Source organism: Flectobacillus sp. BAB-3569 (genome assembly GCF_002270355.1).
GTDB lineage: Bacteria > Bacteroidota > Bacteroidia > Cytophagales > Spirosomataceae > Flectobacillus > Flectobacillus roseus.
The window spans coordinates 36,326-60,000 of record NZ_NJFZ01000029.1; the positions used below are offsets into that span (position 1 = coordinate 36,326).

The window sequence follows — 23,675 nt, forward strand, 5'->3', positions numbered from 1 at the left end:
ATTTATGCAATAATAGTTTCTAAGGCTTCAAAACTGCTAGGCTTTTGGATCACAATCTCAATTTCAATTTCTTCAAAATCAGGACTTCCGATTGGAAATGGAATGATACCAGTATCGGTATTTTTAAACTTCCATGTTAAATAGTTATTGTGAACAATGTAGCTAAAATTAGGAATTAAATCTAAAATCAATTGTATTTCTTTCGACAAATAAAAAATCTCTCTAGGTCTGATAAATGATAGTGACATCTTTTCTAAGTGAGCATATATGACTTCAAGCGATATATCTTTTTTATTACAACCGTTCCAAACACCTAAGATGGCAGTTGCCAAGGCTTCCAATTTATCTATGGAGGGTGAACTAATGGCGATTAGCTTTTCTAGCTCTTGTCTAAAATCTAGATGCTGGCTAACTAAATTATGAATACTATCTGAATATGGGAAATATCCAACTTCAGTGTGCTGACGTAAGCTTTTGGGAAGTGATTGAGTTAAAATCAGTTGTAAGGACACAGAATTTACGATAAGTAATAATCTGAACTTGGAGTCTTGTTCTTTTTCAATTCGTTTCTGATTTAAAAAGTCATAGCATAAGCTTTTTTGCTTATTTCCATGTTCCCATTTTAACGATTTGCTATTCTTGATTTGATAAAACTCTTTGTTGCCTTCCTCTAAAATAATTAGTAAGTCATCTACAAATGCCTCAACTTGGGATGAGAAAACTACTTGTGCTTTCGATTCTGAATATGAGTTTAGGTATTCTGTAATTTTGAAAATGGCAAAGTGATTTTCAAATCTATTGCCCTTTTCATTATTAGCTCCTCCTTTCAGTTTATGGCTAAGATATTGTTTCTTTTTAGATGTAGTGCTCATGGTATCCTTAGATGTGGTTGTATAAAGTAAAGTTAAACGAATAATATTACTTTAAAAAATAGAGTCCTATATTTTAGCTCCCCATTCATCCACCTTTTCGACCGCTCTCCATTTGGCTTTGTTTTATGCTTGACTTTTTAATTTTAAATGTCCTATATTTGTAGTGTACTATTTAACTAATACACTAAATGAAGTTTATTCTGACGCAGCGATGGATTGTAGGGTGTATTCGATTTTGGTTGGGTTTTATCTTGCTGAGTGCAGGGGTTACCAAAATGTTACACGGCAATTTTATCCAACTCATTGGTCCTCCTTGGTTGATTGAGGTACTAGCCAAACATCAATTGGGTTTGTTTGCCGAGTTTATTGCCATTAGTCAAATCATCATCGGCTTTTGTTTGCTCGTCAAGCGATTTGCAACCTTAGGGGCAGTTATGGCTATTCCGATGTTTCTGAATATTCTGATGGTGACTATTTCACAAGACTGGCGAGGAACACCTTATGTGGTAGGGTTCTTTTTGGCTTGTAATATTTACCTTTTGATATGGGATTTTGATAAACTCAAATTTTTGCTCACCGATCAGGAGGAGGCGATTCCGAAGGGAGGAATTATTAGAAAAGACCTACAAATAGACTTGCTATATCTCATTGGTTTGGTGCCCATATTACTGGCAGTGTTGATGGCCATGCCTTTGAGAGCTTCTCAGATACTTGCATTTGGAGGTCTGGCTTGGTGGGCTGGTGTGTACGTTTGGCAATTGATTAAAAAACAAAAAAATATTCATAAATAAGAAATCTTCACATCAACCTCAAAACTCAAAATATGGTTTCAATTCATAATTTAGGATTTGGTTATAGCAAGAAAAAGCCTGTATTTGAAGGGCTCAATCTTGAACTCCAAGCAGGCAATGTCTACGGATTACTTGGGCGTAATGGCGCAGGGAAATCCAGCCTACTGCGTAATATCGCGGGTTTACTTACACCTACATCAGGGCAATGTACCGTCAATGGGCATACGCCACATTTGCGACAACCGAAGTTTTTGCAAGAGTTATTTTTCTTACCAGAAGAACTACATATTCCACCCATCAGCATGAAGGAATTTGTGTCGGTGTATGCAGTATTTTACCCAAATTTTTCCCAAAACCAATTAACCGAATATCTCAAGGAGTTTGAGGTGGATAGTTCGGCACGACTTACCGAATTGTCGTTGGGACAAAAGAAAAAGGCCTTGATTAGTTTTGCGTTGGCTACCAATACGCCTTTGTTGATTATGGACGAACCTACCAATGGCTTGGATATCCCGTCGAAAAGTCAGTTTCGAAAAATCATTGCTTCTTCGATTACCAATGAAAGAGTTATTCTGATTTCGACGCACCAAGTACGTGACCTTGAATCTTTGATTGACCCGATTATTATCATGGATAACCGAGAAGTTTTGCTCAATGCAGGTACCGATGTGATAGCTGAAAAGCTTTCTTTCAAAACCGTTCAGCAAGTGACTAATCATGAAAAAGTCCTTTATTCTGAGCATTCTATCAGAGGATTTGGTATTGTGATTCCAAACGAAGATGAGTCATATACCAAAGTGGATTTGGAGTTGTTGTTCAATGCAGCTTTAGAGAAGCCACAGGTAATCAAGCAATTATTTAACTAAACTTGGAAAAACTTTTTAGATAGAAAACATGAATCAAACATTAGATATACAAAGATTAGGGTGGTTAATCAAACGCATTTGGGTCGAGAACCGAAAGCTGTTTGGCATGACCTACGTTGTAATGGTACTGTTGTGTATTGCAGCTTATTATTTAGGACGTGATGCGGGTGGCGCTATTGTGGATAGAGACATCAGATTTGGAAGCTTGATTGTCGGAATGTTTGGGCTAGGAGTATTGTTTGCCAACTATATTTTCAGAGATTTTTCTCATACACCTTCTACGATGAGTTATTTGTTGCTTCCTGCATCGCATTTAGAAAAATTCTTGAGTGGACTTTTTTATGTGTTTATTGTTTATCCGATTGTCATTATTTCAACACATTCATTGATTGATTATGCTGCATTCGAAATCATAAAGTTTTCTTATCCAGATACTCCTATGGAAAGGACGATTATTTCCTATTCAGAGCTTTTTGAAACATACTTTACTGTTCAGGATACAATGTTTTTCAATGGTGTTACAATACTGACAAACTTCTGGACTTTCACGATTATGGGGACTTTGTTTTTTCAACGATTGTCTTTGATTAAAACAGGATTTTTAGGGTTTTCGAGTATTGCCATCATTGCCTTATTGGAATACTTAATGTTCCATTACATCATCGGCGATTTGAATAATAATATCTCATTTAATACTGAGAAAGACTCGTTTTTAACAGTCTATATCACCTTAGGTATCGTTCTGATTCGCTTTATTCTACCTCTGTTTTGGTTGTTGATTGCATATTTAAAGTTAAAGGAAAAGGAGGTTTAACATCATGGAATTTAGAGAAAACCAAGCCATATATCTCCAAATAGCAGAGCTAATTTGTGAGAGAATACTGCTCAAACAATGGGCATCAGAAGATAAAGTTCCTTCTGTCAGAGAACTTGCCGTTCAATTAGAAGTTAATCCCAACACAGTTATGAGAACGTATGATTTTTTAGAACAAAAAGGTATCATTTTTACCAAAAGAGGCATGGGCTTTTTTGTATCAACCGATGCACACGATAAAGTGACGGAGTTTCGACGTGAAGAGTTTTTACAAAATGAATTACCTCAGTTCTTCAAAGCCATTCACTTATTGGGAATCGACTTTTCAGAATTACAAAATAGATTTGAAGCTTTTAAAACCGAAAATTATTAATCTATGAAGACATCCAACAAACTCCTTGTGACAATGGTAGCCTTGGTCATCATAGGGTTACTAAGTTTTAATATCACTTTAAAGGGCAAATTAGTTGAGTACAGGGAAACTCACAAGAATATGAAGTTAGTTTTAAAGCCATTCAAGTATTTAACACTTCGTTCAAAAGCTAGTAATTATGTAAATGTGGATATTGCCCAAAATCCAGAATATGCTTTGTTAAGTGCTAAGGAAGGTATTACACAAAAATATGTTGGTGATACACTGGTGCTAGAACTCAACGAATCCGTAGATTATATGCAATTACAGTTGCCAAGAGTTTTAGGTATCAATGTGACAAGTGGAGATGCTATCCAAATTAACATAGGCAATACCTTTAAAGTGGATAGTCTATGGATAAGATCACAAATTTCTAGCACGACACTTGAATTAAGTGGTATCGAAACTGCCAATTTGGATTTATATTCTTCTCAGTCCTTAATCGTGAATTTAGACCGTATAAAAGCTGATCGTTTAGCAATAAATGGAGGAAGAAATAGTGAGCTAAGAATAAAAGACACGAAAGTTCAACCGAATCAGTTGATCTTGAGCGACAGTATTGCTGTACAGGTTTTGGGTAAAGATGCGATGAAGATATTGAATAAATAAGGAGTAATAATGTAAAAAGGCACAAAGAGGATTTAGCTTCTTTGTGCCTTTTTTAGTTAATTTCTTAGTGTCTCGAAGTTTACTTTTATCAGCATTGTTCTTGTTTTGATAAACTCCTAGTTCAAGACTTAGTCTTGGACTTATTTTTTAAACAGTTTATAAACTGAAACAAACGCCAGTCCGAGACTAAGTCTCGAACTAGTGAGGTATAACCTTCATTCCCAAAGAGACTAAACTTATTTTTGCTTTTTTACTTTGGTAGTAATTACAAAAACAACAACAACGACTAAGAACCCAATTAGAGCTGGAAATTGAAATAGTTCATCGGGACTGAATTTATTATTTTTAAATCCTAAGTAAATTAGAAACATAATCATACTTATTCCTAAAAGAGGTATTCCATTTTTCATAAGGCTTTAATAATTAAATAGTTAGACAAGGGGGCTCACGAAAAGAAGCTACTTTCATCTTTTTTACCTTAAACGATACCATTTAAGGTAATTAAAATCAGATAGGAGATATACAATTAACGTATCACTTTTTATCAGTTTCTCGGAAAATATATACCGTTAGTACTCCAGTCATAAATCCTCCTACAAACCAAAGTGATTTAGATAAACTCGTGAAGGGTGAAAGCTTTTGAAATGAAAAAGTAGCATCGGAACTTGATGCCATATAGAAGGCGATTACGAACCATAATAGGGCAGTTGGAAATTTGAATTTCATGGTGTAAAACCACTTGCCTTCAGTGTTATAAAGTATTCTTCTCAGTTCTGGAATGATGAGAGAATCTTCTTCACTATATGTCGGGCTTGATATTTTGTTGACAGAAAACGATTTTACTTTACCATTCCCATCAATGGTAAAATAAAAAAATGCTGCCCATCCATTGCAATGAAGACTATCATAATCTGATTTCCCTCGAACGCCTCTGTTAATAAGATCGGTAAATGTTGCCTTTCTATGCGCTCGATCATATACCCAAAGTTTAGGTTTTCGAGTATCAATCAGAGAGCATGAACCTAAATATAAGCTCAAAAAGCTAATTATTACAATGCGTAACATTGATTTTGTGGTAGATTTTCATTTATTAGTTAACGATCCATTTGTCCCACTGAGATTGGATTTAGTGTCATCCCAACAAATTTTATTGCAGAAGCCCTAAAGTCTACCGATTTATAAACGGAAGAATCTACTGGAGATTCATGCTTTTGAAATGTAATCAATGATAGAAAATCAATAGCAGTTCTCATACCCAAGGCATCAGGTTCCATTATTTCTGTAGCATTTAATGGAATACAATCTCGTCTTTTCATGACGATTCTAATTGGAAGTAAAAAGACTAATGAAGGATTTGCTTTTTTGCAGTTCTTAATACTCCATATTGATTCCGTGTTGATAAGCGATTTTCTTACCAAACTCATGATTGTTGTATCGACCAAGTTCTTGGAAAATTGGAGCGTTTTAATTTTACCATTTCTTCTATCAAGCTCAAATCTAGCAGAAAATATAAACTCTGCACATTTCCTATAATGAGACTGATTAACCAATTTCAGTAGTTCTAACCATATTTTCTCCTCTGGTTGGAGTTTTGACTTAGACACAGTGAGTTCTTGCGCTAGTAAAGTAGAACAAGCCATAAGTTTCAATAGCACAATTAGAGATATGGTTTTTTCATCGGGTTAATGTTTCGGTAGATTGGACTTTGGTGTATGTGTTTGATAATGAATATTTTTCATTGTTTGTGTTTTCGTTTAGCTGTCATTGGAGCGAAGAATAGCACTTAGGAAATGATTTCGTTAAAGATTATAGATGAACCTATTTGTATTTAACTCCACATACTATAGGGTTAAGTGTCATACCTACAAATTTAACATTGGGAACCCTAAATATATCTTCTTTGTAAACCGCAGAATCTGTTGCATATTCGGTTTTTGGAAAGGTGATCATGGACTTAAAATCCAATGATTCTCTAACACCTGACATATCTTCAAAATTGGATGAAGGAATATGGTTACAGGCTCCTTCCTCCTTATGTATACCTATACTAATAGGGAGTAAAAAAAGTAAGGAAGGGTTATTTTTTTTACAATTCTTAAGAATCCATATTGACTCCTTATTGTAGAGAGCCTTCCTAACAGAACTGATTATTGCAGTATCAAGTAAGTTCTCCGAGAACTTGAGATTTTTGAAGCGCCCTGATTTTTTATCAAGTTCAAACTTAATAGAAAACATATATGAACCACACTTTTTAAAATTTGCTCTGTCGAGTACCCTCCATAATTCAAATTGAATTTCTAGCTCTGGCTGAAGTTTTGACTTAGACATGGGAAGTTCTTGTGCTAGTAAAGTAGAACAAACAGTTAGTTTCAATAGCACAATCAGAGATATGATTATTTTCATTGAGTTAATGTTTCAGTAGATTGGATTTAGGTGTATATATCTGATAATGAATACTTTATTGTTGAGTGTTTTTGTTTCTCCTTCTTTGTTTCTTTTTATTCTAATTTCTTAGTGTCTAGAATTTTACTTTTACCAGTAAGGTAGCAAACCAGACCGAATAAAATGACATAAATCTCAAGCTCATAGATTTTGAAAAAAATAAAATAACCATTAGAAGACCAACGGTGAAGCTTGCTACTTTGTAGAATTGATGTTTATTGTTCATGTTTTGATGAATTACTAGTTCAAGACTTAGTCTTGGACTTATTTTTTAAACAGTTTATAAACTGAAACAAACGCCAGTCCGAGACTAAGTCTCGAACTAGTGAGGTATTCTGAGAACCTTTTGTATGCTCTTTTATTTTATGAAAAAACAGTGCATACAAAATAGCTATACCACCAACTGCCGTTGATAGGACTTCTATCAAAATCATGAGCTTACTTCGATTTATTCTCATTGCGTGAATAGAAAGATTTGTATTCATTAAATGAACATCAACTTTCGGATATACGATGAATAAATAACTTCTTTTAACTAGCTGAAGGTATTGAAAATAAATAGCTTAGTCAATCATTAAACATCAATAAATAAAAAATTAAGTAAAAGCATATCCTTGGTCAATATCACATCACATGATTATTTCGTTATGTAAACCCTGTAAGGTATAGAGTCGTATAGATAAAGACTTGTTTTTACAACCTTTTCTCAACATCTTACATTCAAATATCCCAACCCGATGGTGCATTTTGTGAAAGGCATTTTCCAAAAACAAACTTATCTTGTAAATTGCACCAAATACCATAACGAAGACCGAAATGATCAAAATTCCAACAAATTCTAAAAAAGACGTCTATACTCACGCAGCCATTATTGTATGCCTATTAATGGTCTTATTTTTTGGATTTTTCTTTATTTACCTTCCTTGGAGTACCAATCACGGCGAAACGATTACTGTTCCTAGCTTGAAAGGCTTGACAATGGAGGAGGCCGAAGACCTATTGGATGAAAGAAATTTGGACTACGAAGTGACCGATAGTACTTTTACGCCAGGTAAAAAACCGCTTACGGTACTTTCTCAGTATCCGCTCGAAAACTCTAAGGTAAAACAAGGACGAAAAATTTATTTGACCATCAATACCGAAACGGCTCCAATGATTAAGCTTCCAAAACTGACCGAAATGTCAGTGCGAAGTGCCGAACAACAGTTGTTGATTGCTGGTTTGCTCAAACCTTCACTTGAATACCAAAACGATATTCGTGAAAATGAGGTACTCGAAGTAAAATATCAAGGTACGAAAATTGATGCTGGAACGTTAATTGCAAAAGGTTCGAAGGTTACGCTCATCGTGGGCAATGGCACAGGTAATGTCGAGTTAGAGATTCCTTGTTTAATAGGCAAACCGCTCGATGAAGCTATTATCATAATTTCTGGTTCTGGTTTACAAAAAGGAACCGTTATTTATGACCCAGATTCTACCGAACCAGCAGGCACAGTGATTCGTCAAAATCCTGCTTGTGAAGATGGCAAAATTAAAGCTGGCGAAATGATTGACCTTTGGGTAGCGGGTAATCCTCCGTCAGGAGAATAATCCGAACAATAGGTATTTAATAAAGTTCAAATGAAAAACATTTCTTCTTACACTTTTATAGGTTCTAAGAAGCCTTTCTGCGGAAAGGGTAAAAAAGGGTGGTTAATTTTTTTACCACTCTTTTTTATTGCTCAATTCCGTACCTTGGCTCAAATACAAACGATTCCACTTGGCACTCCTGTTACACCTAGTGCTGCAAGAGTAGCTGCTACCAACGCAGTGAAGCTCCCATTCTTTGACGATTTTTCGTTTGGACTCAAACTCAATACCAATAATTGGCTGAGTTCGGGAGGTACTTTGGTCAACAATGATTATGCGACAAATCATCCTACCATCAATATGCTTACTTTTGATGGACTCAAAGCAGATGGTACGCCTTATAATTTTGTCAATAGTTTGGCTGAAGGACCTACCGATACCCTTACGTCTCAAGTATTGGATTTGTCCAATTATTTGCCTGCTGATTCTCTGTATTTGAGTTTCTTCTGGCAAAATAGCTCTTTGGGTGATAAGCCCAATACCAATGATTCTTTGAGAGTACAGTTTTTAACCAATGGTGGTATTTGGCAAACGGTCTGGGTCATGAAAGGAGATCAAGAAGTAGCCAATTTCCAACAAGTATTGATTCCGATTCGAGCACGCAATTTGTATTTTCATAATCAATTTCAGTTTAGATTTCAAAGTTTTGGTCGCCAGTCTGGACAGTTTGATATTTGGAATATCGACTATATTTATTTGAATACTAAGCGAAATCAAAACGATAAATACTATGCGGATTTGGCGGTAAGACGAAATATGCCATCGTTGCTCAAACGTTACCGAGCCATGCCCGTAAGGCAGTTTATGCGTCGCCCAACACAGGAGCTAAATGATTCCTTGAGTACAGATGTCGTGTATTTGAACCAAACGGCGGTCAACAACTTTTTTGATTATGATTTTACGGTAAAAGATTTACTGACCAATACAACGCTACAAAAATCTGCTCAGACCAATGTGGTGATTAGTCCTAATCTAGCGGGTTTATCCAGTGTGAAAATTGCACAAAAACTAGCTACAACCTTAAGCCAACTAAGTAATGACAAATACAGTTTACAAAGTACATTTGCGCTAAAAACTACCGACGACGGTGTTATTATCAATAGAAAGCAAAATGATACCATTCGTATAACAACGGAGTTTTCGGACTATTATGCCTATGACGACGGTACAGCCGAGGCGGGAGCGTATTTAGGTAAAGGCTTTGGACGCATAGCCGCGCAGTTTACCAATAATTCCAATGATGTGGTTTCGGGTGTTCGTATCAATCTCTTACCTATGTTGACCAATCTTGAGGGTAATGCAATCACGATTCAGATTATGGAAAATGACAAAGGAAAACCCGGTAATGTGATTCGTTCATTGTATAGCAAAGTATCGTATAGCAAAGTTGTGAATGGCTTTATTGAATATACTTTTGACCCCGTTGCCGTAAAAGATACTTTCTATATTGGTGTTTTACAGTATACCGATGGTGAACCTTTGGTTATTGGTTTAGATAAAAACTCTTCACAGTTTTCTTCAAAATATTTTTATAATTTGGGTACGCAATGGGTAAATCTTGCCACCCAAACCAATAATGCCGACTTTAAAGCCGCAAATGGCGCTTTGATGATGCGACCAATCATGGGGGGAACGGTGAAGGACGTTATTTTAGGAACAGAAAAAGATATTCAAGACCAACAATTGGTGGTATTCCCCAATCCTGCAAAGGATTATGTTTCATGGAACGATCCAACTTTACGCAATATCGAACTTATCGATTTTCAGGGTCAAAGTATTTTGAAACAAAGAGTTTCCGAAAGCAGAGTTTCAGTCGAAAATCTTAATTCGGGCATATATTTATTGTTACTCTCAGACGAACGTAATACATTTGTTCGCAAAATCAGTATCGTTCGTTAAATGGTGACCTCAACGAAGTAAACAGAATAAAACATGGATATTACAGTAGAAGAATTAAAACAACGCCTAGATGCTGGCGAAGAATTCAACTTTCTTGATGTAAGAGAAGAATACGAATACGAAGAAGATAACTTGGGCGCTTTGTTGATTCCAGTAGGTGAATTGCCAGACCGTTTGTATGAAATCCAAGGCTGGAAAGATCAAGAAGTAGTGGTTCACTGTCGCTCTGGCGCGCGTTCAGGACGTGCAAAAGCGTTTTTAGAAACCCAAGGATTTACGAATGTCAGAAACGTATTGGGCGGAATCATGGCATATAACGAATTAGACTAGTTGTTGAAAAGACATGAATTAAAATGGTTCGGGCGAAAGTCTGAACCATTTTAATTTTGATGAAATAAAATACGATTAATTAGGCTACTAATTGGACGAGTTTCTTGAGTGTAGAATAGATTTTTCTTTTATTCGAATGCCGATAACTGACCGCCCAAAGCCCCACTATTATGATTGATATTTCAGCAGAAGAATTTAAAAATCGACTTCCCGAGCTTCAAATCGTAGATATTCGTACCGAAGCAGAGGTGCTAGATTTTGATTTGGGTGGATTGCATTTACCCTTTGATGAACTATTAGAAAAGCTTGATATGATAGATTTTTTGAAAAATCAGGAATTTGTCATCATTTGCTACACAGGACTTCAAAGTAAAGTAGCAGCTACAATCCTCAGAAAAAGAGGCTTCGAAGAGGTACGCAATCTCACAGGTGGTATAGAGGCGTTTCTGAGTCTTTAATCCATTTAGAAATTAAAAATTGACTCGCAGAGCAAGTGCTATTTAATTTTTAAACTCAAAACACATCATTCTTAACTCAGTACTCCTAACTTATTCTTAGAAAAGTTTTAAATTTGGGTTTCAGATACACAACGAATTCCATTTAAACAATAATCCAATAAACCGAATGTTAGCATATATAGATTGGTTCACAAGTTCTGATATTTTCACATTTCCCGAATCTTTACCTTTAATAGGTGGCTTACCTGTGCGATGGTATGGTGTGATGTTTGCCACAGCTTTTTTATTAGGCTATCAAGTTATTTCATATTTTTTCAAAAAAGAAGGTCGCCCACTCGAACAAGCCGATGAGTTATTGCTGTATGCAATGATCGCCACTGTGCTTGGCGCTCGAATGGGACATTATTTCTTTTATGAATATCCAACTTTATTGAGTAACCCCGGTCATTTCTTCTGGTCAATGATTCGTCCACCTTATGCAGGTTTGGCTAGTCATGGGGCTGCTATAGGCTTATTTTTAGCCTTCTATTTGTATGTTCGCAAGCACAAAGATATTAGCTATTTGTACGTAACTGACCGTGTTGTACCTACAGTTGCCTTGGGTGGAGCTTGTATTCGTATTGGTAATTTGATGAATTCTGAAATTGTAGGTAAAGAAACTGATGTGCCTTGGGCATTCAAATTTTACAATGACCCCTCTCTCAATCACGACTATTTTGCGGTAGTGCCTCGTCACCCAGCGCAATTATATGAAGCACTTTCTTGTATTGTCTTATTTGTTATCCTTTTTATGATTTGGAATAAAAAGAAAGAAAAAACACAAGAAGGCTTAATGACGGGAGTGTTCATGGTAGTCTTGTTTGTTCTTCGTTTCTTGTATGAGTTCCTTAAAGAAAACCAAGTTAGTTTCGAAGATAACATGAGTTTTAATATGGGACAATGGTTGAGTATTCCAGCTATTTTGTTTGGACTAGGAGTACTTTGGTATTCGTTTAAGAATAAGAAGGCTGTTTAGGAGAAAAGGCACAAAGTAGCAAAGGCACAGAGGGACAAAGGGTGAATTGAGGCACAAAGTGATAAAGGCACAAAGGCACAAAGTGCGAATTGAGGCACAAAGTGGAATTATTCAAAATCTTCACTTTGTGCCTATGTGCCTTTGTGCCTGTTCCCTCTTCGCCCTTTGTGCCTGTTCCCTCTTCACACCTGTTCACTTTTTTGTGACATTTATTTGATTTTTGCGTAACATAAGTGCTTGATTTATCAGTAGATAAATTGTAAATTGATTGAAAATAACTTCAACTTATCACCCAAACACAAATCACTCATGGAAAATAATCAAACTGAACCTACTCCAAAAGGACAAATTGAAGAATTAAAAGATGCAGCTGTAGACAAAATTGAGGACTTAGCTGCAACAGCAGGTGAGAAAATCAAAGAAGTTACAGGAGTAGATGTAAAAGCAAAAGCTGAAGAATTAGCGTCTGAAGCAGGTGCAAAACTCGAGGAACTTGCAGATGCAGCAGATGATAAAATTGAAGAAGTATCAGCAGTAGTTTCAGAAAAAATTGATGCTGTCGAAGATAAAATTGAAGAACTAATTGGTGGTGACTTAGGCGAAAAAGCGGAAGAGTTAAAAGCCCAAGCCGAAGAAAAACTAGAGGATATTCAAGAAGCTGCCGCTGAAAAAGTTGAAGAAGCAAAAGAAGCTGCTTCTGGCTTGTGGTCAAAAATTAAAGGAGCGTTTGGAGGAAATTAATCATTTGTCGTTCCAAGATTTGGAATGAATATCAGTATCCAAATATTCATCAAAAAAAGCGGTCGAAAAGTAATTTTCGACCGCTTTTTTTGAATACTGAAAAAATATCACTCATTCACTAAATCATAACTCATTATGTCTATTGTGGATAAACACTGTCTGTTTTGAGCTTTACAATACTTCCTGTTTTTAGAATACGTTTGGCTCTCAAATATCTTTTGACATTGTATTCGTCGAAATTAGGTGCCGAATTACTCACGCTTCCTATGCGTACTTTGTCGGAGGCATGGATAAACTGATTATTTCCAATCCACATGCCTACATGCACCACACGTTCAGAACCATCTTCTCGTTTTTCACCAAAGAATAGCAAATCTCCTTCTTTCAAATTGCTCCAAACCCCTGATTTATCAATCGTTTCTCCTACCATTACTTGCTGCGATGCATCACGTGGTAATAAGATGCCATTTAGGAAATAGATAGTTTTGGTAAAACCACTACAGTCAACACCTTTAAACGAAGTACCTCCCCACAAATAAGGCACACCCATCAAACGCTTGGATGTATTTACCAAGGCGTCTTCGGTGGCAGTGGTTGTGCTCACCCAATGCTTGACTAAATCCGCTTCTTTCGTAGATATGTATCCCAAACGATTATCGGGTAATACTACTTCGTAATAGCCATTTTTCTCTGCTTTCAATTCTGTCACACAACCAGCTACAATATCCGAAACGGGTAAGGAGTTGCCATTTGCTTCGCTGTAAACAGTGCCAAATGAGTTGGTATAAATCACTTTACTTTTTTCTTTCCAAGTAGTCAACTGTTCGGTAGTAATGGTAGTTATAGCGCCACGGTCAACCCATGCAATATAGTGATCGGGTGTTTGTACCAAAAGCCAACCATTATCCTCTCTATCCAAAATACGCACTGGTGTACCCATCAAGGCTTGCGATGCCATTTCGCCCGAATGACGCGGACTGTATCTAAGATTACAAACAGAAACCTCCACCAAGCCCCATACTTTTTCGCCCAACTCTACAGCAGGAAGTGTACGAATTTGATCAACAATTTCGAGTTTTTCATTTTTTAGTCTTTCTAATAAAAAGCTTTTAGCACCAATAAGATTGGTCTTTCCCGTCAAAATCAATTGGTTTTTTTGACGATAAGCATCTATTTGAAAAATAGCAGTTCTTTTATCGGGAGCAAAGCGGTGACTGAATTGATCAATGACTTGTGTAATAGAAGAGTCGGCCTTTGTACGTTTTGCATTATTGTTTTTTCCTGGGTTTAACCACGTTGAGCCTAACAGCACAACCCAAGAAAATAGAATTAGTAATAGCTTCATAATAAAAATTAGGGTTTAAGACGCCCTCTTCAACCCACAAAAACTATGCCGAGCAAAGACTTATTTATCATACTGAAACTTAAACTTGCTCAAGTTGGGAAGGTGTTTTTTAGGTCTATTGGACTCGTATTGATATACAAGCTCTCCTAAGTTTTTCATAAAAGGGAAACCAATGGTATCGTAGTCATACTTGCTATCGTTGAAAATTTGGTCTTCATTGCATAAAATCACAGCTGATAACATAAACTCGATTCCTTTTTCAAAATCAACGATATAGGCATTGTCTAACAAAAAGCCATAAGCATCGCCTACTTTGTTGAAAATGCGAATATTGGGATTAATCACAGCATCTTTTTGTCCTCCATACATCAGAAATTTACAATATGCTGGCCAGTAATCAGGGAGACTGTAGGTAGGATATTTGCTTTCAGTCGGCATTTGAGACATATATTTATGTAAAAACTGATAATCTTCAGAAGCCAAATCAAAGCGTTGTTCTTTGGGAACAGCATTGGGGAAAATAATCGAGCGTAATAGCTGTTGTTGTTCGATTAAAGGGAAAAAGTTCTTTTGAGTAAAATCAAAAGGCTCATTTATCGTAGCATCTCCTTTAATGTATCCTTTTCCCAATTTGATAGGTTCAACTGGAAAATATTCCTTCGATGCGGTAATCATTGGCTGTTCATAAACCACTTGACCATTTTCTTTGAAGCTAATAGGATTAGTTCTTTTATTCTGCTCAACACTCATACCAACCTCCAAGCGATGGACAATTCGGGTATCTTTCAAGCCTTTTGTTCGTAAACGATCATTAAATCCCTCTTGTCCCATAAATTCATATAGGCGATTGAAGGCATCATTATCCGATACCATTAAGATTTTTTTGGCATAATGAGCTACCGAAGCCATGCCATTGGCAGAAGTGCTATCTCCTGTCACAGGGGTATGACGTTCGTATTCAGCACCCGTAAACATGGGAGTATCTTTGCTAAGCCCTTTTTTGTTGAGCTGATTGATTTTTTCTAAAGCCAATACACAGGCAGGAAGTTTTACCGTACTAGCAGGATAAAAATATTCTTGAGGATTTAGCCTAAAGCCATAAGTCCTGAAGCTCGGACGGTTTAGGACATCTCTATCTATTTGGGTGTAGACAATTTGAACCCGAAGTCTATCAGCATTATCAAGAATAAATTGAAATTTTTCTGGTTGAGATTTCATCAACTCAGGTAGTAACTGAAAATCTATTTTTTGAGCATAAAGCTGTGTTGACATTGCCAAGATTGTCAAGAAGATTATAAGTGTTCTTTTCATCTGTTCAAATGGTTCAAATATCAATTGAGAGTGCAAGCAGTATTTAGTTATGGTCATAGAGGTGTACAAAAGAGTTATCCTAAGTCATGAGCTCGTAGCAGCAATCATGAATCTTTTATACACCTCCATATAGTGTTTTACAATTTTTCCCGATAATACAGTTTTCTTTTGAAATCCTTATCCTGTTATTTTAGCAAATTGGTTGCACAATTGAGCTAAATACAAAAGTTCGTCCTCATTGTGCATCGCACTAATCACCAAACGGCTCACGGGTTTGTCATGTACCGTAGGATAAGGGAAGCAAGATGTCATGACTCCATGGTTTTTCAAAAAGTCGTGTAATCCTTCTCGGTGGGTACAAAAGGCAGGGTAATTTTTGATAGTATCCAAGTAATCTACTTCAAGGTTTTCTGTAAAATATTGGATATTCTTTTGGAGCTTTTCTTTTTGCTCATAATACAATCCTGTACTAAGCATAAAGGCATCCAATAGGGCAGGCATCATGGGTGAGGCTCCCGCAAACATAGGCGTGTGGCGGAGATGATTGATAATTTCGGGTTTACCCAAAATCACACCACCAGTCATACCCATAGCCTTGTTAAGCGAGCCTGTCACAATTAAATGAATATTATCGTTAAAGTCTGGTTCAAAACCCAAAAAGTCCGCTACATGTTGAATACCCAAGCTATGCGAAGCATCAATTACAACGACGATTTCTTTATTTTTGGGTAAAGTTTTAATCCAACTAAAATCAAAGTCTTCGACATACGGCGAGCCTACTGAGTCAGAACAAATTACAATTTTTTCAGCAAGATTTTTCGAAATATTTTCTGAAATCGTACTCGCCCATTCTTCATAAGAATCAATTGGCAAGTGCTTGTGGTGTGGCCAAAGAGCAGGGTGTGTTTTGGGTGCTATTTCAACATGATATTCCAAGCTTTGATAATACGATACCGTCACCTGTCCCGCCGACATACCCGAAGCAACCGTCAATGCGGCAGGTGCACCAAAAAATTGGGCTAAAGCTTGCTCGGCCTCTTCGTAGATAGAAAGACGAACATTATTGTTTCTTGAACTTCCCCACGAACTTCCCCACTGAACCAAAGATTCAATCAGATTTCGTTTGAAAGTAGGATGCTGTGCAATTCCCAAATAGGCCGTACCACTAAACCAATAATAATCTTGGTCTATCGTTTGGAGCGTATTACTTGGTATTTTGGATGAATAAAAAATCATGATTTTACTTTGGATAAAACGTAATTAAGAGAGTGTTTACAAGTCAACTTTATAATACGAATATGTTTAAATTTTATAAATTATTACTAATGAGAAAGTTTGTAATTGTTTTTCGAAATCCTACTGTTTGAGCCGCAGGCGAGGTGGTTCGCCACTCCGATTAGAATTTCTTGACTTTCTTTTGCGGCCGCCGCGCGGTTACTTTTCTTGTGTTAGACGGGCACGCCTAGTGAAGAAAAGTAAGGTGTGGCGAAGAGAAAATTTGTTTTTCTGATACGTGCCAAATAAAATTTTTACACATACTCTAAGAATTTGGAACATGTACGTTTAATTTTTATAGCCTATTGCTCAAAGCATTAAAGCTTAATGCAGCCAAAATCATTTTAAATTGGCGCCAGTTCCATTTTCATTAGCATAAATCACTTTACCATAATCAATGACAACTCCTGTTGAGATTTGATCATCAACCAACAAGATGCCGTCCATATCAACATAATCCAATAATGGCAACAGCTGAGCAATAGCCGAGCAACCTACATTCGATTCGGTCATACAGCCTACCATCACTTTCAAACCCAACTTTTTGGCATGAGCAATCATACGCAGGGCAGGAGTGAGACCACCGCATTTCATCAACTTAATATTTACACCATGAAAAAAGCCATAACATCTCGCAACGTCTTCTTCTACAATACAACTTTCGTCAGCAATAATCGGGAGTACTGATTCTGCAAATACCTTTTTCATTCCTTCCCAGTTATCTGCTTTCATCTGTTGTTCGATAAACTCAACACCCAAATCCTTTAAGGCAATCGCATTTTGAATCGTCTCTTCTACGCTCCACGCCGTATTGGCGTCTACTCTAAACACTGCGTCTGTATGCTTGCGCAACTCTTGTACAATCTTGATATCTTCTTTGGTGCCTAATTTGATTTTATATAATGGGAAAGGCACTTCTTGCATTTTGTCCACCATTTTCTCCAAAGTATCAATACCTATAGTATAGTCGGTAATAGGATTATTGCTAGGGTCTAGTCCCCAGGCTTTGTATAGAGGCAACCCTTTTTTCTTTGCCCAAAGGTCATTAGCCGCAATATCCAAAGCACATAATGCAAAAGGATGTTCATCCTTTAAATAAGGAAATACATCTTCCCAAAATTGTTTTGGGTCTTGCAAATCATAGCTCTCAACAAAGTCTCTCACTGATTCCAATTGAGCAGTCATTTTTTCCATAGTCACGCCATAATATGGCGTTTCTGTAGCCTCACCAAATCCTCTAAAATCGCCATCTTGTAGTTCGACAATCAAAGTTGGTTGTATATCTCTCGACTCATGAGTGATAGTAAATGTATGTTTTAGGGGTAATTGGAAAGTGTGAAGTACTAGTTTCATAATCAAAAAATTGGGTTGAATGAAGTATGTTATATCTTAAAGTACAAGAGCAATAAGCGCAGTAGCCTATTGCTCTTATGAGAAAAATTCAATTTAACGAAAACGTACGAAATTTACTATTTCTCCAATTTCAAAATGAGATTTTTCAGACGACAGTTCTACAAATCCATCACAGTTGGTCAAATTGGCAAAGTCTGCCGAGCCACTGCCCTCAAACGGAATAGCCAACATTTTCCCATTTTCAAAATATACCTGTGCTGGTGCAAAATACGTAAGCGCTGGCTTGAAAAACACCTCTTTTGCCAAACTCACTTGCTCTACTCTAGGTTTTTGCTGTGCAATTACGGGTAAAGCATATTTACAAAAGCACAAGAAAGTAGAAACAGGATTGCCTGGAAGAGCAAAAACCAATTTTGTGCCTTCGCTATGTTCAATATCCTTTACTCCAAACCAAAATGGTTTTCCTGGCTTTTGGGCTACTTTATGAAAACATTTTTTTACACCTAATTGAGCTAGTATCTCAGGAACATAATCTTTCTTTCCTGCTGAAACACCACCGCTTAGCAAAATGACGTCATGCTCTTCTAAAATTTGAGTTAGCTTTTCTGTTAATACATCAGGGTCGTCGGTCAAATGAAACAATTGCGCTTCGATGTTCCAAGTTTGTAAAGCCGCTGCCAACATATAAGAGTTTGACATACGAATTTGATGGCTTTCGGGCTTTACCGAAATATCTACTAATTCGTCACCCGTCGAAATCACCGCCACTTTAGGCGATGCTACTACCTGTACCTCTTGCTTACCGACTGATGCCATTACGGCAATTTCGGCTGGACTAATTCTGATACCTGCTTCTAATAGCGTTTGTCCAGCGATTTTGTCAGAACCTTGTCGGTGTACATTTTGCCCACGAGTAATTTCTTCAAATGGAGTCGTAATTTTAGCTACTTTTTTCCCCTCTATTTCTTCTATAAGGATGTCCTCATACCGTACCACCGTATCGCAACCCAAAGGCAAAATGGCTCCTGTCATGATTTCGATACAAGCCTGAGTATTTTGAAGCTGTTTTTGTGTTTCACCAGCAAACTGAATTTGCTCGACCAAGATTGCTGCTGGATTAATACCTTCAAAAGCAAAAGCAATACCATCCATCGCTACCCGATTAAAAGGAGGGAAGTCTCGGTCAGCCGTAATGCTTTCGGCTAATATTCTGCCTCTTGAACTCAGTAACGCTACTTTTTCGTTTTGCTGAGGAAATGTATATTGTTGAATAATCTGGTAAGCCTCTTGTGATGTTATCATAACTTTGAGAACGTTTTTAGCTTTTTTTCTTTTTATGATAAAACTTGAAAAGACAAATTTCTACAATTTACCTCACCTTTTGCGGAGGCGTCCTGTATTTTTGTAAAAAACATAGCGCAATGACTCAAGAACAATCAGAAAATAAAGACTTTTCACATTTAGATACTCAGCATAACCCTTCTATGGTGGATGTTTCGGGCAAAACTATTACCAAACGTACCGCAACGGCCAGAAGTATTATAGCGCTCACGCCCGAAATTGTGGCGCAATTTGTCAATGGCGATATTCAAACTAAAAAAGGGGCGGTTTTTCAGACAGCTATTATTGCTGGTACAATGGGAGCAAAAAAGACATCAGATTTAATTCCTCTATGTCATCCACTAGGATTGGATTCATGTAAATTCAATATCGAATTACAAGGCAACGAGGTGATCATTGATTGCACATGCTCATTAACTGCCAAAACTGGTGTCGAAATGGAAGCTCTTACAGGTGCAACCATTGCCGCATTGACCGTATATGATATGTGTAAAGCTTTTTCCCATGATTTAGTGATTAAAGAAACCAAACTCTTGTCAAAAACTGGAGGGAAAAGCGATTATAAAGCCTAATGAATGGATTGATACTTTCGGGAGGACAAAGTTCTCGTATGGGTCGTGAAAAACGATTGATTCAATATCATGGGAAAACTCAAGAGGCTTATCTGTTTGAGTTATTAGGGAAGTTTTGTGAAAAAGTCTTTGTTTCATTGAATACCAACCAGCATAGCGACTATCCTTATATATATGATGCCTATCATGAATTGAATAGTCCATTGGTGGGTATTCTTTCTGCTTTTCAGCACGAGCCCGAACAAGCTTGGCTGGTGGTGGCATGTGACATGCCTTTTGTTACTCATGAAACGATTCAATATCTGATTGAGGCTAGAGATATATCTCAAAAAGCTACAGCTTTTCAAAATCCTGATGAGTTTTTTCCTGAACCACTCATTACCATATATGAACCGAGTATTTTTTCAGACTTATTACAGGCCTATGAGCAAGGAAGAAAATCGGCTATGCGAGTATTATCTCAGCAACCGATTAAGTTGATTCAGGCTCCTAATCCACAAATGCTAAAAAGCATTAATACGCCAGCAGAATATGAGGAGGCTATCAGGAAGTAATAGTCTAGATTAATTCCTCATGACAAAATGAAAACATTTTTGCCTAATGCCAATGGCTGACGGCTTAAAGCGCTTTAATTATACATCCGAAATCCGCATTCGAATTTATGTCATCTCATCATATTATACGTGACGAACAAGAACCTGCCTTAATTATTGCTAACGGCGAAGCTTGTAGTCAAGAGTTACTTGGACAGTTGCTGGAATGGTCACCACTTATTGTCGTACTTGATTCTGCCATTCACCGAGTTCTTGAATTAGGAATAAAAGTAGACGTATTGCTCGGTGATTTTGATCGCGAGTTAGATACTGACGCCATTCGTTCTGCCCAGTATCCGATTGAAATCGTCCACACGCCCGATCAAGAAAAGCATGATTTAGAAAAAGCTTTTGAATATTTGATTGCACGAGGTTTTCCTGCCGCCAATGTCGTATGGGCCACTGGTCGCCGTGCCGATCATACGATGACGAATATTACGAACGTTGTCCGCTTTAGAGATCAGCTCAAAATTGTCATGATTGATGATTACTCTAAAATATATCTCTTGCCCTATCAATTTGAGAAGTGGTATACAAAAGGTACACCTATCTCTTTGATTCCAATAGGTGATGTACAAGGTATTCAAACATCAGGCTTAAAGTATAATCTATTTGATGAATCGCTTACCTTAGGCTATCGAACAGGTTCAAGTAACGAAGCCGAACAAGATGGATTCGTAAAGATCTCCTATAAAAAAGGGGATTTACTGATGATGGAGTGTACGGATTAAAAAAGGCTTTAAGATAAAACCATCCTAAAGCCCATTGCTTATACAAATTAAGATCTAAACTGATCATCATTACTAGTCCTTCTTTTGAAGGAATACAAAACACCTGAAGCCAAAATGGCCAAAACAATAACATAAAGTGTTCTCATAGCATTAACTGGTTATTTCAGATGCACTAATAGTACATCGGAGGTGTTACAAATAGTTATGGTGAATTGTCAGAAAATTAACGAGTAGTAGCTAGGGATATTTTATGTTTATTACTAAATATTACAATATAAATACGTAAAAGTCAATAGTTTAGATTGCTATCGCAGGAATTTTATTTTGTGGTAAATCAAATTAGTGATAAGTGCTTGAGTTTGATTAAGTATTTTCACTTATTGCAGTAGGTAAGTCCATAAAATTATACATTCCTTATTCTTTTCTTATAAACTCATACAGTTGAATAATCACAAGGATTTGTTGCGGATAAAGTCTAACTTTGCGGAAAATTTGGAATCTATAGAAACACAAACGGTCTTTCACTGTTTGCTCATAATTACTTAAGCACAAAATGCACAAGAATTTTATTGAAGAATTGCGTTGGAGAGGTATGCTCCACGACATGATGCCCGGAACAGAAGAACAACTTACAAAAGAAATGACAACCGCTTATATCGGTTTCGATCCAACGGCATCTTCTTTACATATTGGTAATCTCGCTACAATCATGTTATTGAAACACTTCCAGCTTTGCGGTCACAAACCGATTGCTTTGGTGGGCGGTGCAACTGGTATGATTGGCGATCCTTCGTTCAAAGCAGCAGAACGCTCTTTCTTATCTGAAGAAACTTTGCGTTTCAACCAAGAGGGAATCCGTAAGCAATTATCTAAATTCTTAGATTTTGATTGTGGCGACAACTCTGCCGAATTAGTAAATAACTATGATTGGTTCAAGAATTTCTCTTTTCTAGAGTTTTTGAGAGAAGCAGGAAAATATCTTAGCGTAAATTATATGATGTCGAAAGACTCTGTAAAGAAACGTTTAGAAACAGGTATTTCATTTACAGAGTTCTCTTACCAGTTATTACAAGGATACGATTTCTATTGGTTATACAAAAATAATGGTGTTCGTCTCCAAATGGGTGGTTCTGACCAATGGGGTAACATTACAACAGGTACAGAAATCATTCGTAGAAAAGAAGGTGGTTCTGAAGAAGTAGAATTTAATAGAGCTTTTGCCTTAACTACACCGCTTGTAACCAAAGCAGATGGTACCAAGTTTGGTAAATCAGAATCAGGAAACGTTTGGCTCGATGCAAGCATGACAAGTCCTTACGAATTCTACCAATTTTGGTTAAATGCTGCCGATGCCGATAGTCACCGCCTATTGAGAGTATTTACATTACTTTCACGTGAAGAAATCACTGCTATCGAAGAAGAACACGCTGCTGCACCACACTTGCGTATTATGCAAAAAGCTTTGGCAAAAGACGTGACTTGCCGTGTTCACTCTGAAGAAGCTTATAATATAGCAGTAAAGGCTTCAGAAATTCTTTATGGAAAAGGGACAGTCGATGCTTTACAAGGAATGAGCGATCAGGATATTCTTTCTGTATTTGCAGGCGTGCCTCAAACAATCATCACACGTGGAGATTACGAGGCTTGTACCAACATTACAGATTTAGTATCAACTGTAACCAATGGAGAGGTATATGCTTCAAAAGGAGAAGCTCGTCGTGCTATTCAAGGAAATGCTTTAAGTGTAAACAAGTCAAAAGTGTCAGATCCTAATCATCCGATTGATTTTACTTTGCTTAATAATAAGTATCTATTATTAGGAAAAGGTAAAAAGAATCACCTTTTGATTGTTGAATAAAAGAAATATCAATAAAATGAATCCTCAGCTTTAATAAAGTTGAGGATTTTTTATAACTATTTTGTTAATTAATTGCACAAAGTGTTTCAGATCTAGAAATGTTGAATAGTTTTGCTAGAAAATTATGTTATTTACTTCTTTTGTTATCAGCGACTTACAAAAAACTTTTAAAAATAGTTCAAAAAAGGTTTGGATAGTATGGAATAAAGTGGGAATTTTGCACTCCCAAACGACGGGAAAGGAGTTGTAGCGAAGAAGATAGGATGTGAATTTCGAAAATAAATTTCAAAAATATTTTCAAAAATATTTGGAAGTTAAAAATAAAGCTACTAATTTTGCACTCCCAAACAACGGGAAGCGGTTAAATCGAAAGGGATTTGACGACAATTTTTGAGATAATGTACTGACGATAAGTTGG

24 protein-coding genes are annotated in these 23,675 nt (G+C 36.8%); 15 read left to right on the forward strand and 9 right to left on the reverse strand.

Annotated elements, in window-relative coordinates; genetic code table 11:
- Window positions 1-2: 2 nt before the first annotated feature.
- On the reverse strand, window positions 3-872 hold the full coding sequence (locus BWI92_RS22500) for a hypothetical protein (RefSeq protein ID WP_095167031.1): 870 nt from the start codon (window positions 870-872) through the stop codon (window positions 3-5).
- A 188-nt stretch (window positions 873-1,060) separates the two neighbouring features.
- Here BWI92_RS22500 and BWI92_RS22505 point away from each other — a divergent pair, with 188 nt between their 5' ends.
- The 5 genes from BWI92_RS22505 to BWI92_RS22525 all read left to right on the forward strand — a co-directional run bounded on the left by BWI92_RS22505 (window position 1,061) and on the right by BWI92_RS22525 (window position 4,364).
- Window positions 1,061-1,663, forward strand: a complete 603-nt coding sequence (locus BWI92_RS22505) for a hypothetical protein (RefSeq protein WP_095167033.1) — start codon at window positions 1,061-1,063, stop codon at window positions 1,661-1,663.
- Between the two features lie 32 nt (window positions 1,664-1,695).
- On the forward strand, window positions 1,696-2,529 hold the full coding sequence (locus BWI92_RS22510; RefSeq protein ID WP_095167035.1) for an ATP-binding cassette domain-containing protein: 834 nt from the start codon (window positions 1,696-1,698) through the stop codon (window positions 2,527-2,529).
- Window positions 2,530-2,557: 28 nt separating this feature from the next.
- Window positions 2,558-3,343: a hypothetical protein gene (locus BWI92_RS22515; protein ID WP_095167036.1), complete on the forward strand. Its 786-nt coding sequence runs from the start codon at window positions 2,558-2,560 to the stop codon at window positions 3,341-3,343.
- Window positions 3,344-3,347: 4 nt separating this feature from the next.
- Complete coding sequence (locus BWI92_RS22520; RefSeq protein WP_095167038.1) at window positions 3,348-3,716, forward strand: GntR family transcriptional regulator; 369 nt, start codon at window positions 3,348-3,350, stop codon at window positions 3,714-3,716.
- 120 nt (window positions 3,717-3,836) lie between these two features.
- On the forward strand, window positions 3,837-4,364 hold the full coding sequence (locus BWI92_RS22525; RefSeq protein WP_141234886.1) for a hypothetical protein: 528 nt from the start codon (window positions 3,837-3,839) through the stop codon (window positions 4,362-4,364).
- Between the two features lie 534 nt (window positions 4,365-4,898).
- Here the strand turns inward: BWI92_RS22525 and BWI92_RS22530 are convergent.
- The 3 genes from BWI92_RS22530 to BWI92_RS22540 all read right to left on the reverse strand — a co-directional run bounded on the left by BWI92_RS22530 (window position 4,899) and on the right by BWI92_RS22540 (window position 6,767).
- A complete protein-coding gene (locus BWI92_RS22530; RefSeq protein WP_095167042.1) occupies window positions 4,899-5,429 on the reverse strand; it encodes a hypothetical protein in 531 nt (176 codons plus the stop codon).
- 29 nt (window positions 5,430-5,458) lie between these two features.
- Window positions 5,459-6,004, reverse strand: coding sequence for a hypothetical protein (locus tag BWI92_RS22535; RefSeq protein ID WP_095167044.1), 546 nt, complete (start codon window positions 6,002-6,004; stop codon window positions 5,459-5,461).
- Between the two features lie 178 nt (window positions 6,005-6,182).
- Window positions 6,183-6,767, reverse strand: a complete 585-nt coding sequence (locus tag BWI92_RS22540; protein WP_095167046.1) for a hypothetical protein — start codon at window positions 6,765-6,767, stop codon at window positions 6,183-6,185.
- An 855-nt stretch (window positions 6,768-7,622) separates the two neighbouring features.
- On the opposite strand from BWI92_RS22540, the gene BWI92_RS22550 reads away from it, so the two are divergent.
- The 6 genes from BWI92_RS22550 to BWI92_RS22575 all read left to right on the forward strand — a co-directional run bounded on the left by BWI92_RS22550 (window position 7,623) and on the right by BWI92_RS22575 (window position 12,878).
- Window positions 7,623-8,396: a PASTA domain-containing protein gene (locus BWI92_RS22550; protein WP_095167050.1), complete on the forward strand. Its 774-nt coding sequence runs from the start codon at window positions 7,623-7,625 to the stop codon at window positions 8,394-8,396.
- 30 nt (window positions 8,397-8,426) lie between these two features.
- Complete coding sequence (locus BWI92_RS22555; protein WP_095167052.1) at window positions 8,427-10,334, forward strand: T9SS type A sorting domain-containing protein; 1,908 nt, start codon at window positions 8,427-8,429, stop codon at window positions 10,332-10,334.
- A 33-nt stretch (window positions 10,335-10,367) separates the two neighbouring features.
- Window positions 10,368-10,664: a rhodanese-like domain-containing protein gene (locus BWI92_RS22560; RefSeq protein ID WP_095167054.1), complete on the forward strand. Its 297-nt coding sequence runs from the start codon at window positions 10,368-10,370 to the stop codon at window positions 10,662-10,664.
- Window positions 10,665-10,834: 170 nt separating this feature from the next.
- On the forward strand, window positions 10,835-11,122 hold the full coding sequence (locus BWI92_RS22565) for a rhodanese-like domain-containing protein (RefSeq protein ID WP_095167056.1): 288 nt from the start codon (window positions 10,835-10,837) through the stop codon (window positions 11,120-11,122).
- A 166-nt stretch (window positions 11,123-11,288) separates the two neighbouring features.
- Window positions 11,289-12,137 (forward strand): prolipoprotein diacylglyceryl transferase, encoded by an 849-nt coding sequence (lgt, locus tag BWI92_RS22570; RefSeq protein WP_095167059.1) that lies wholly within the window; start codon window positions 11,289-11,291, stop codon window positions 12,135-12,137.
- Between the two features lie 309 nt (window positions 12,138-12,446).
- On the forward strand, window positions 12,447-12,878 hold the full coding sequence (locus tag BWI92_RS22575; protein WP_095167061.1) for a hypothetical protein: 432 nt from the start codon (window positions 12,447-12,449) through the stop codon (window positions 12,876-12,878).
- Window positions 12,879-13,017: 139 nt separating this feature from the next.
- Here the strand turns inward: BWI92_RS22575 and BWI92_RS22580 are convergent, their stop codons facing one another.
- The 5 genes from BWI92_RS22580 to BWI92_RS22600 form a co-directional block, all read right to left on the reverse strand.
- Window positions 13,018-14,223 carry a C40 family peptidase gene (locus BWI92_RS22580; RefSeq protein WP_095167063.1) on the reverse strand — a complete coding sequence of 402 codons (1,206 nt, stop codon included), beginning with the start codon at window positions 14,221-14,223 and terminating at the stop codon, window positions 13,018-13,020.
- A gap of 60 nt (window positions 14,224-14,283) precedes the next feature.
- Entirely contained in the window at window positions 14,284-15,534 is a 1,251-nt protein-coding gene (locus tag BWI92_RS22585) for a serine hydrolase (protein ID WP_095167065.1), read from the reverse strand.
- 177 nt (window positions 15,535-15,711) lie between these two features.
- Window positions 15,712-16,770, reverse strand: a complete 1,059-nt coding sequence (locus tag BWI92_RS22590; RefSeq protein ID WP_095167067.1) for an aminotransferase class I/II-fold pyridoxal phosphate-dependent enzyme — start codon at window positions 16,768-16,770, stop codon at window positions 15,712-15,714.
- A 378-nt stretch (window positions 16,771-17,148) separates the two neighbouring features.
- Complete coding sequence (locus tag BWI92_RS22595; protein ID WP_095167070.1) at window positions 17,149-18,162, reverse strand: dipeptide epimerase; 1,014 nt, start codon at window positions 18,160-18,162, stop codon at window positions 17,149-17,151.
- A 93-nt stretch (window positions 18,163-18,255) separates the two neighbouring features.
- Window positions 18,256-19,464 (reverse strand): molybdopterin molybdotransferase MoeA, encoded by a 1,209-nt coding sequence (locus BWI92_RS22600; RefSeq protein ID WP_095167072.1) that lies wholly within the window; start codon window positions 19,462-19,464, stop codon window positions 18,256-18,258.
- Between the two features lie 119 nt (window positions 19,465-19,583).
- Here BWI92_RS22600 and moaC point away from each other — a divergent pair, with 119 nt between their 5' ends.
- From moaC to tyrS, 4 genes are all read left to right on the forward strand, one after another.
- Window positions 19,584-20,075 (forward strand): cyclic pyranopterin monophosphate synthase MoaC, encoded by a 492-nt coding sequence (gene moaC / locus BWI92_RS22605; RefSeq protein WP_095167074.1) that lies wholly within the window; start codon window positions 19,584-19,586, stop codon window positions 20,073-20,075.
- Complete coding sequence (locus BWI92_RS22610; RefSeq protein WP_095167076.1) at window positions 20,075-20,629, forward strand: NTP transferase domain-containing protein; 555 nt, start codon at window positions 20,075-20,077, stop codon at window positions 20,627-20,629. The genes moaC and BWI92_RS22610 overlap by 1 nt, the downstream gene beginning before the upstream one ends.
- Before the next feature lie 107 nt (window positions 20,630-20,736).
- Window positions 20,737-21,399 (forward strand): thiamine diphosphokinase, encoded by a 663-nt coding sequence (locus BWI92_RS22615; RefSeq protein ID WP_095167078.1) that lies wholly within the window; start codon window positions 20,737-20,739, stop codon window positions 21,397-21,399.
- Window positions 21,400-21,952: 553 nt separating this feature from the next.
- Window positions 21,953-23,257 carry a tyrosine--tRNA ligase gene (tyrS, locus tag BWI92_RS22620; RefSeq protein WP_095167080.1) on the forward strand — a complete coding sequence of 435 codons (1,305 nt, stop codon included), beginning with the start codon at window positions 21,953-21,955 and terminating at the stop codon, window positions 23,255-23,257.
- The last annotated feature ends 418 nt before the right edge of the window (window positions 23,258-23,675 follow it).

Coding starts and splice junctions, on each gene's coding strand:
- BWI92_RS22500 (WP_095167031.1), bottom strand. CDS start 872: ATGAGCACTACATCTAAAAAGAAACAATATCTTAGCCATAAACTGAAA.
- BWI92_RS22505 (WP_095167033.1), top strand. CDS start 1,061: ATGAAGTTTATTCTGACGCAGCGATGGATTGTAGGGTGTATTCGATTT.
- BWI92_RS22510 (WP_095167035.1), top strand. CDS start 1,696: ATGGTTTCAATTCATAATTTAGGATTTGGTTATAGCAAGAAAAAGCCT.
- BWI92_RS22515 (WP_095167036.1), top strand. CDS start 2,558: ATGAATCAAACATTAGATATACAAAGATTAGGGTGGTTAATCAAACGC.
- BWI92_RS22520 (WP_095167038.1), top strand. CDS start 3,348: ATGGAATTTAGAGAAAACCAAGCCATATATCTCCAAATAGCAGAGCTA.
- BWI92_RS22525 (WP_141234886.1), top strand. CDS start 3,837: ATGAAGTTAGTTTTAAAGCCATTCAAGTATTTAACACTTCGTTCAAAA.
- BWI92_RS22530 (WP_095167042.1), bottom strand. CDS start 5,429: ATGTTACGCATTGTAATAATTAGCTTTTTGAGCTTATATTTAGGTTCA.
- BWI92_RS22535 (WP_095167044.1), bottom strand. CDS start 6,004: ATGGCTTGTTCTACTTTACTAGCGCAAGAACTCACTGTGTCTAAGTCA.
- BWI92_RS22540 (WP_095167046.1), bottom strand. CDS start 6,767: ATGAAAATAATCATATCTCTGATTGTGCTATTGAAACTAACTGTTTGT.
- BWI92_RS22550 (WP_095167050.1), top strand. CDS start 7,623: ATGATCAAAATTCCAACAAATTCTAAAAAAGACGTCTATACTCACGCA.
- BWI92_RS22555 (WP_095167052.1), top strand. CDS start 8,427: ATGAAAAACATTTCTTCTTACACTTTTATAGGTTCTAAGAAGCCTTTC.
- BWI92_RS22560 (WP_095167054.1), top strand. CDS start 10,368: ATGGATATTACAGTAGAAGAATTAAAACAACGCCTAGATGCTGGCGAA.
- BWI92_RS22565 (WP_095167056.1), top strand. CDS start 10,835: ATGATTGATATTTCAGCAGAAGAATTTAAAAATCGACTTCCCGAGCTT.
- lgt (WP_095167059.1), top strand. CDS start 11,289: ATGTTAGCATATATAGATTGGTTCACAAGTTCTGATATTTTCACATTT.
- BWI92_RS22575 (WP_095167061.1), top strand. CDS start 12,447: ATGGAAAATAATCAAACTGAACCTACTCCAAAAGGACAAATTGAAGAA.
- BWI92_RS22580 (WP_095167063.1), bottom strand. CDS start 14,223: ATGAAGCTATTACTAATTCTATTTTCTTGGGTTGTGCTGTTAGGCTCA.
- BWI92_RS22585 (WP_095167065.1), bottom strand. CDS start 15,534: ATGAAAAGAACACTTATAATCTTCTTGACAATCTTGGCAATGTCAACA.
- BWI92_RS22590 (WP_095167067.1), bottom strand. CDS start 16,770: ATGATTTTTTATTCATCCAAAATACCAAGTAATACGCTCCAAACGATA.
- BWI92_RS22595 (WP_095167070.1), bottom strand. CDS start 18,162: ATGAAACTAGTACTTCACACTTTCCAATTACCCCTAAAACATACATTT.
- BWI92_RS22600 (WP_095167072.1), bottom strand. CDS start 19,464: ATGATAACATCACAAGAGGCTTACCAGATTATTCAACAATATACATTT.
- moaC (WP_095167074.1), top strand. CDS start 19,584: ATGACTCAAGAACAATCAGAAAATAAAGACTTTTCACATTTAGATACT.
- BWI92_RS22610 (WP_095167076.1), top strand. CDS start 20,075: ATGAATGGATTGATACTTTCGGGAGGACAAAGTTCTCGTATGGGTCGT.
- BWI92_RS22615 (WP_095167078.1), top strand. CDS start 20,737: ATGTCATCTCATCATATTATACGTGACGAACAAGAACCTGCCTTAATT.
- tyrS (WP_095167080.1), top strand. CDS start 21,953: ATGCACAAGAATTTTATTGAAGAATTGCGTTGGAGAGGTATGCTCCAC.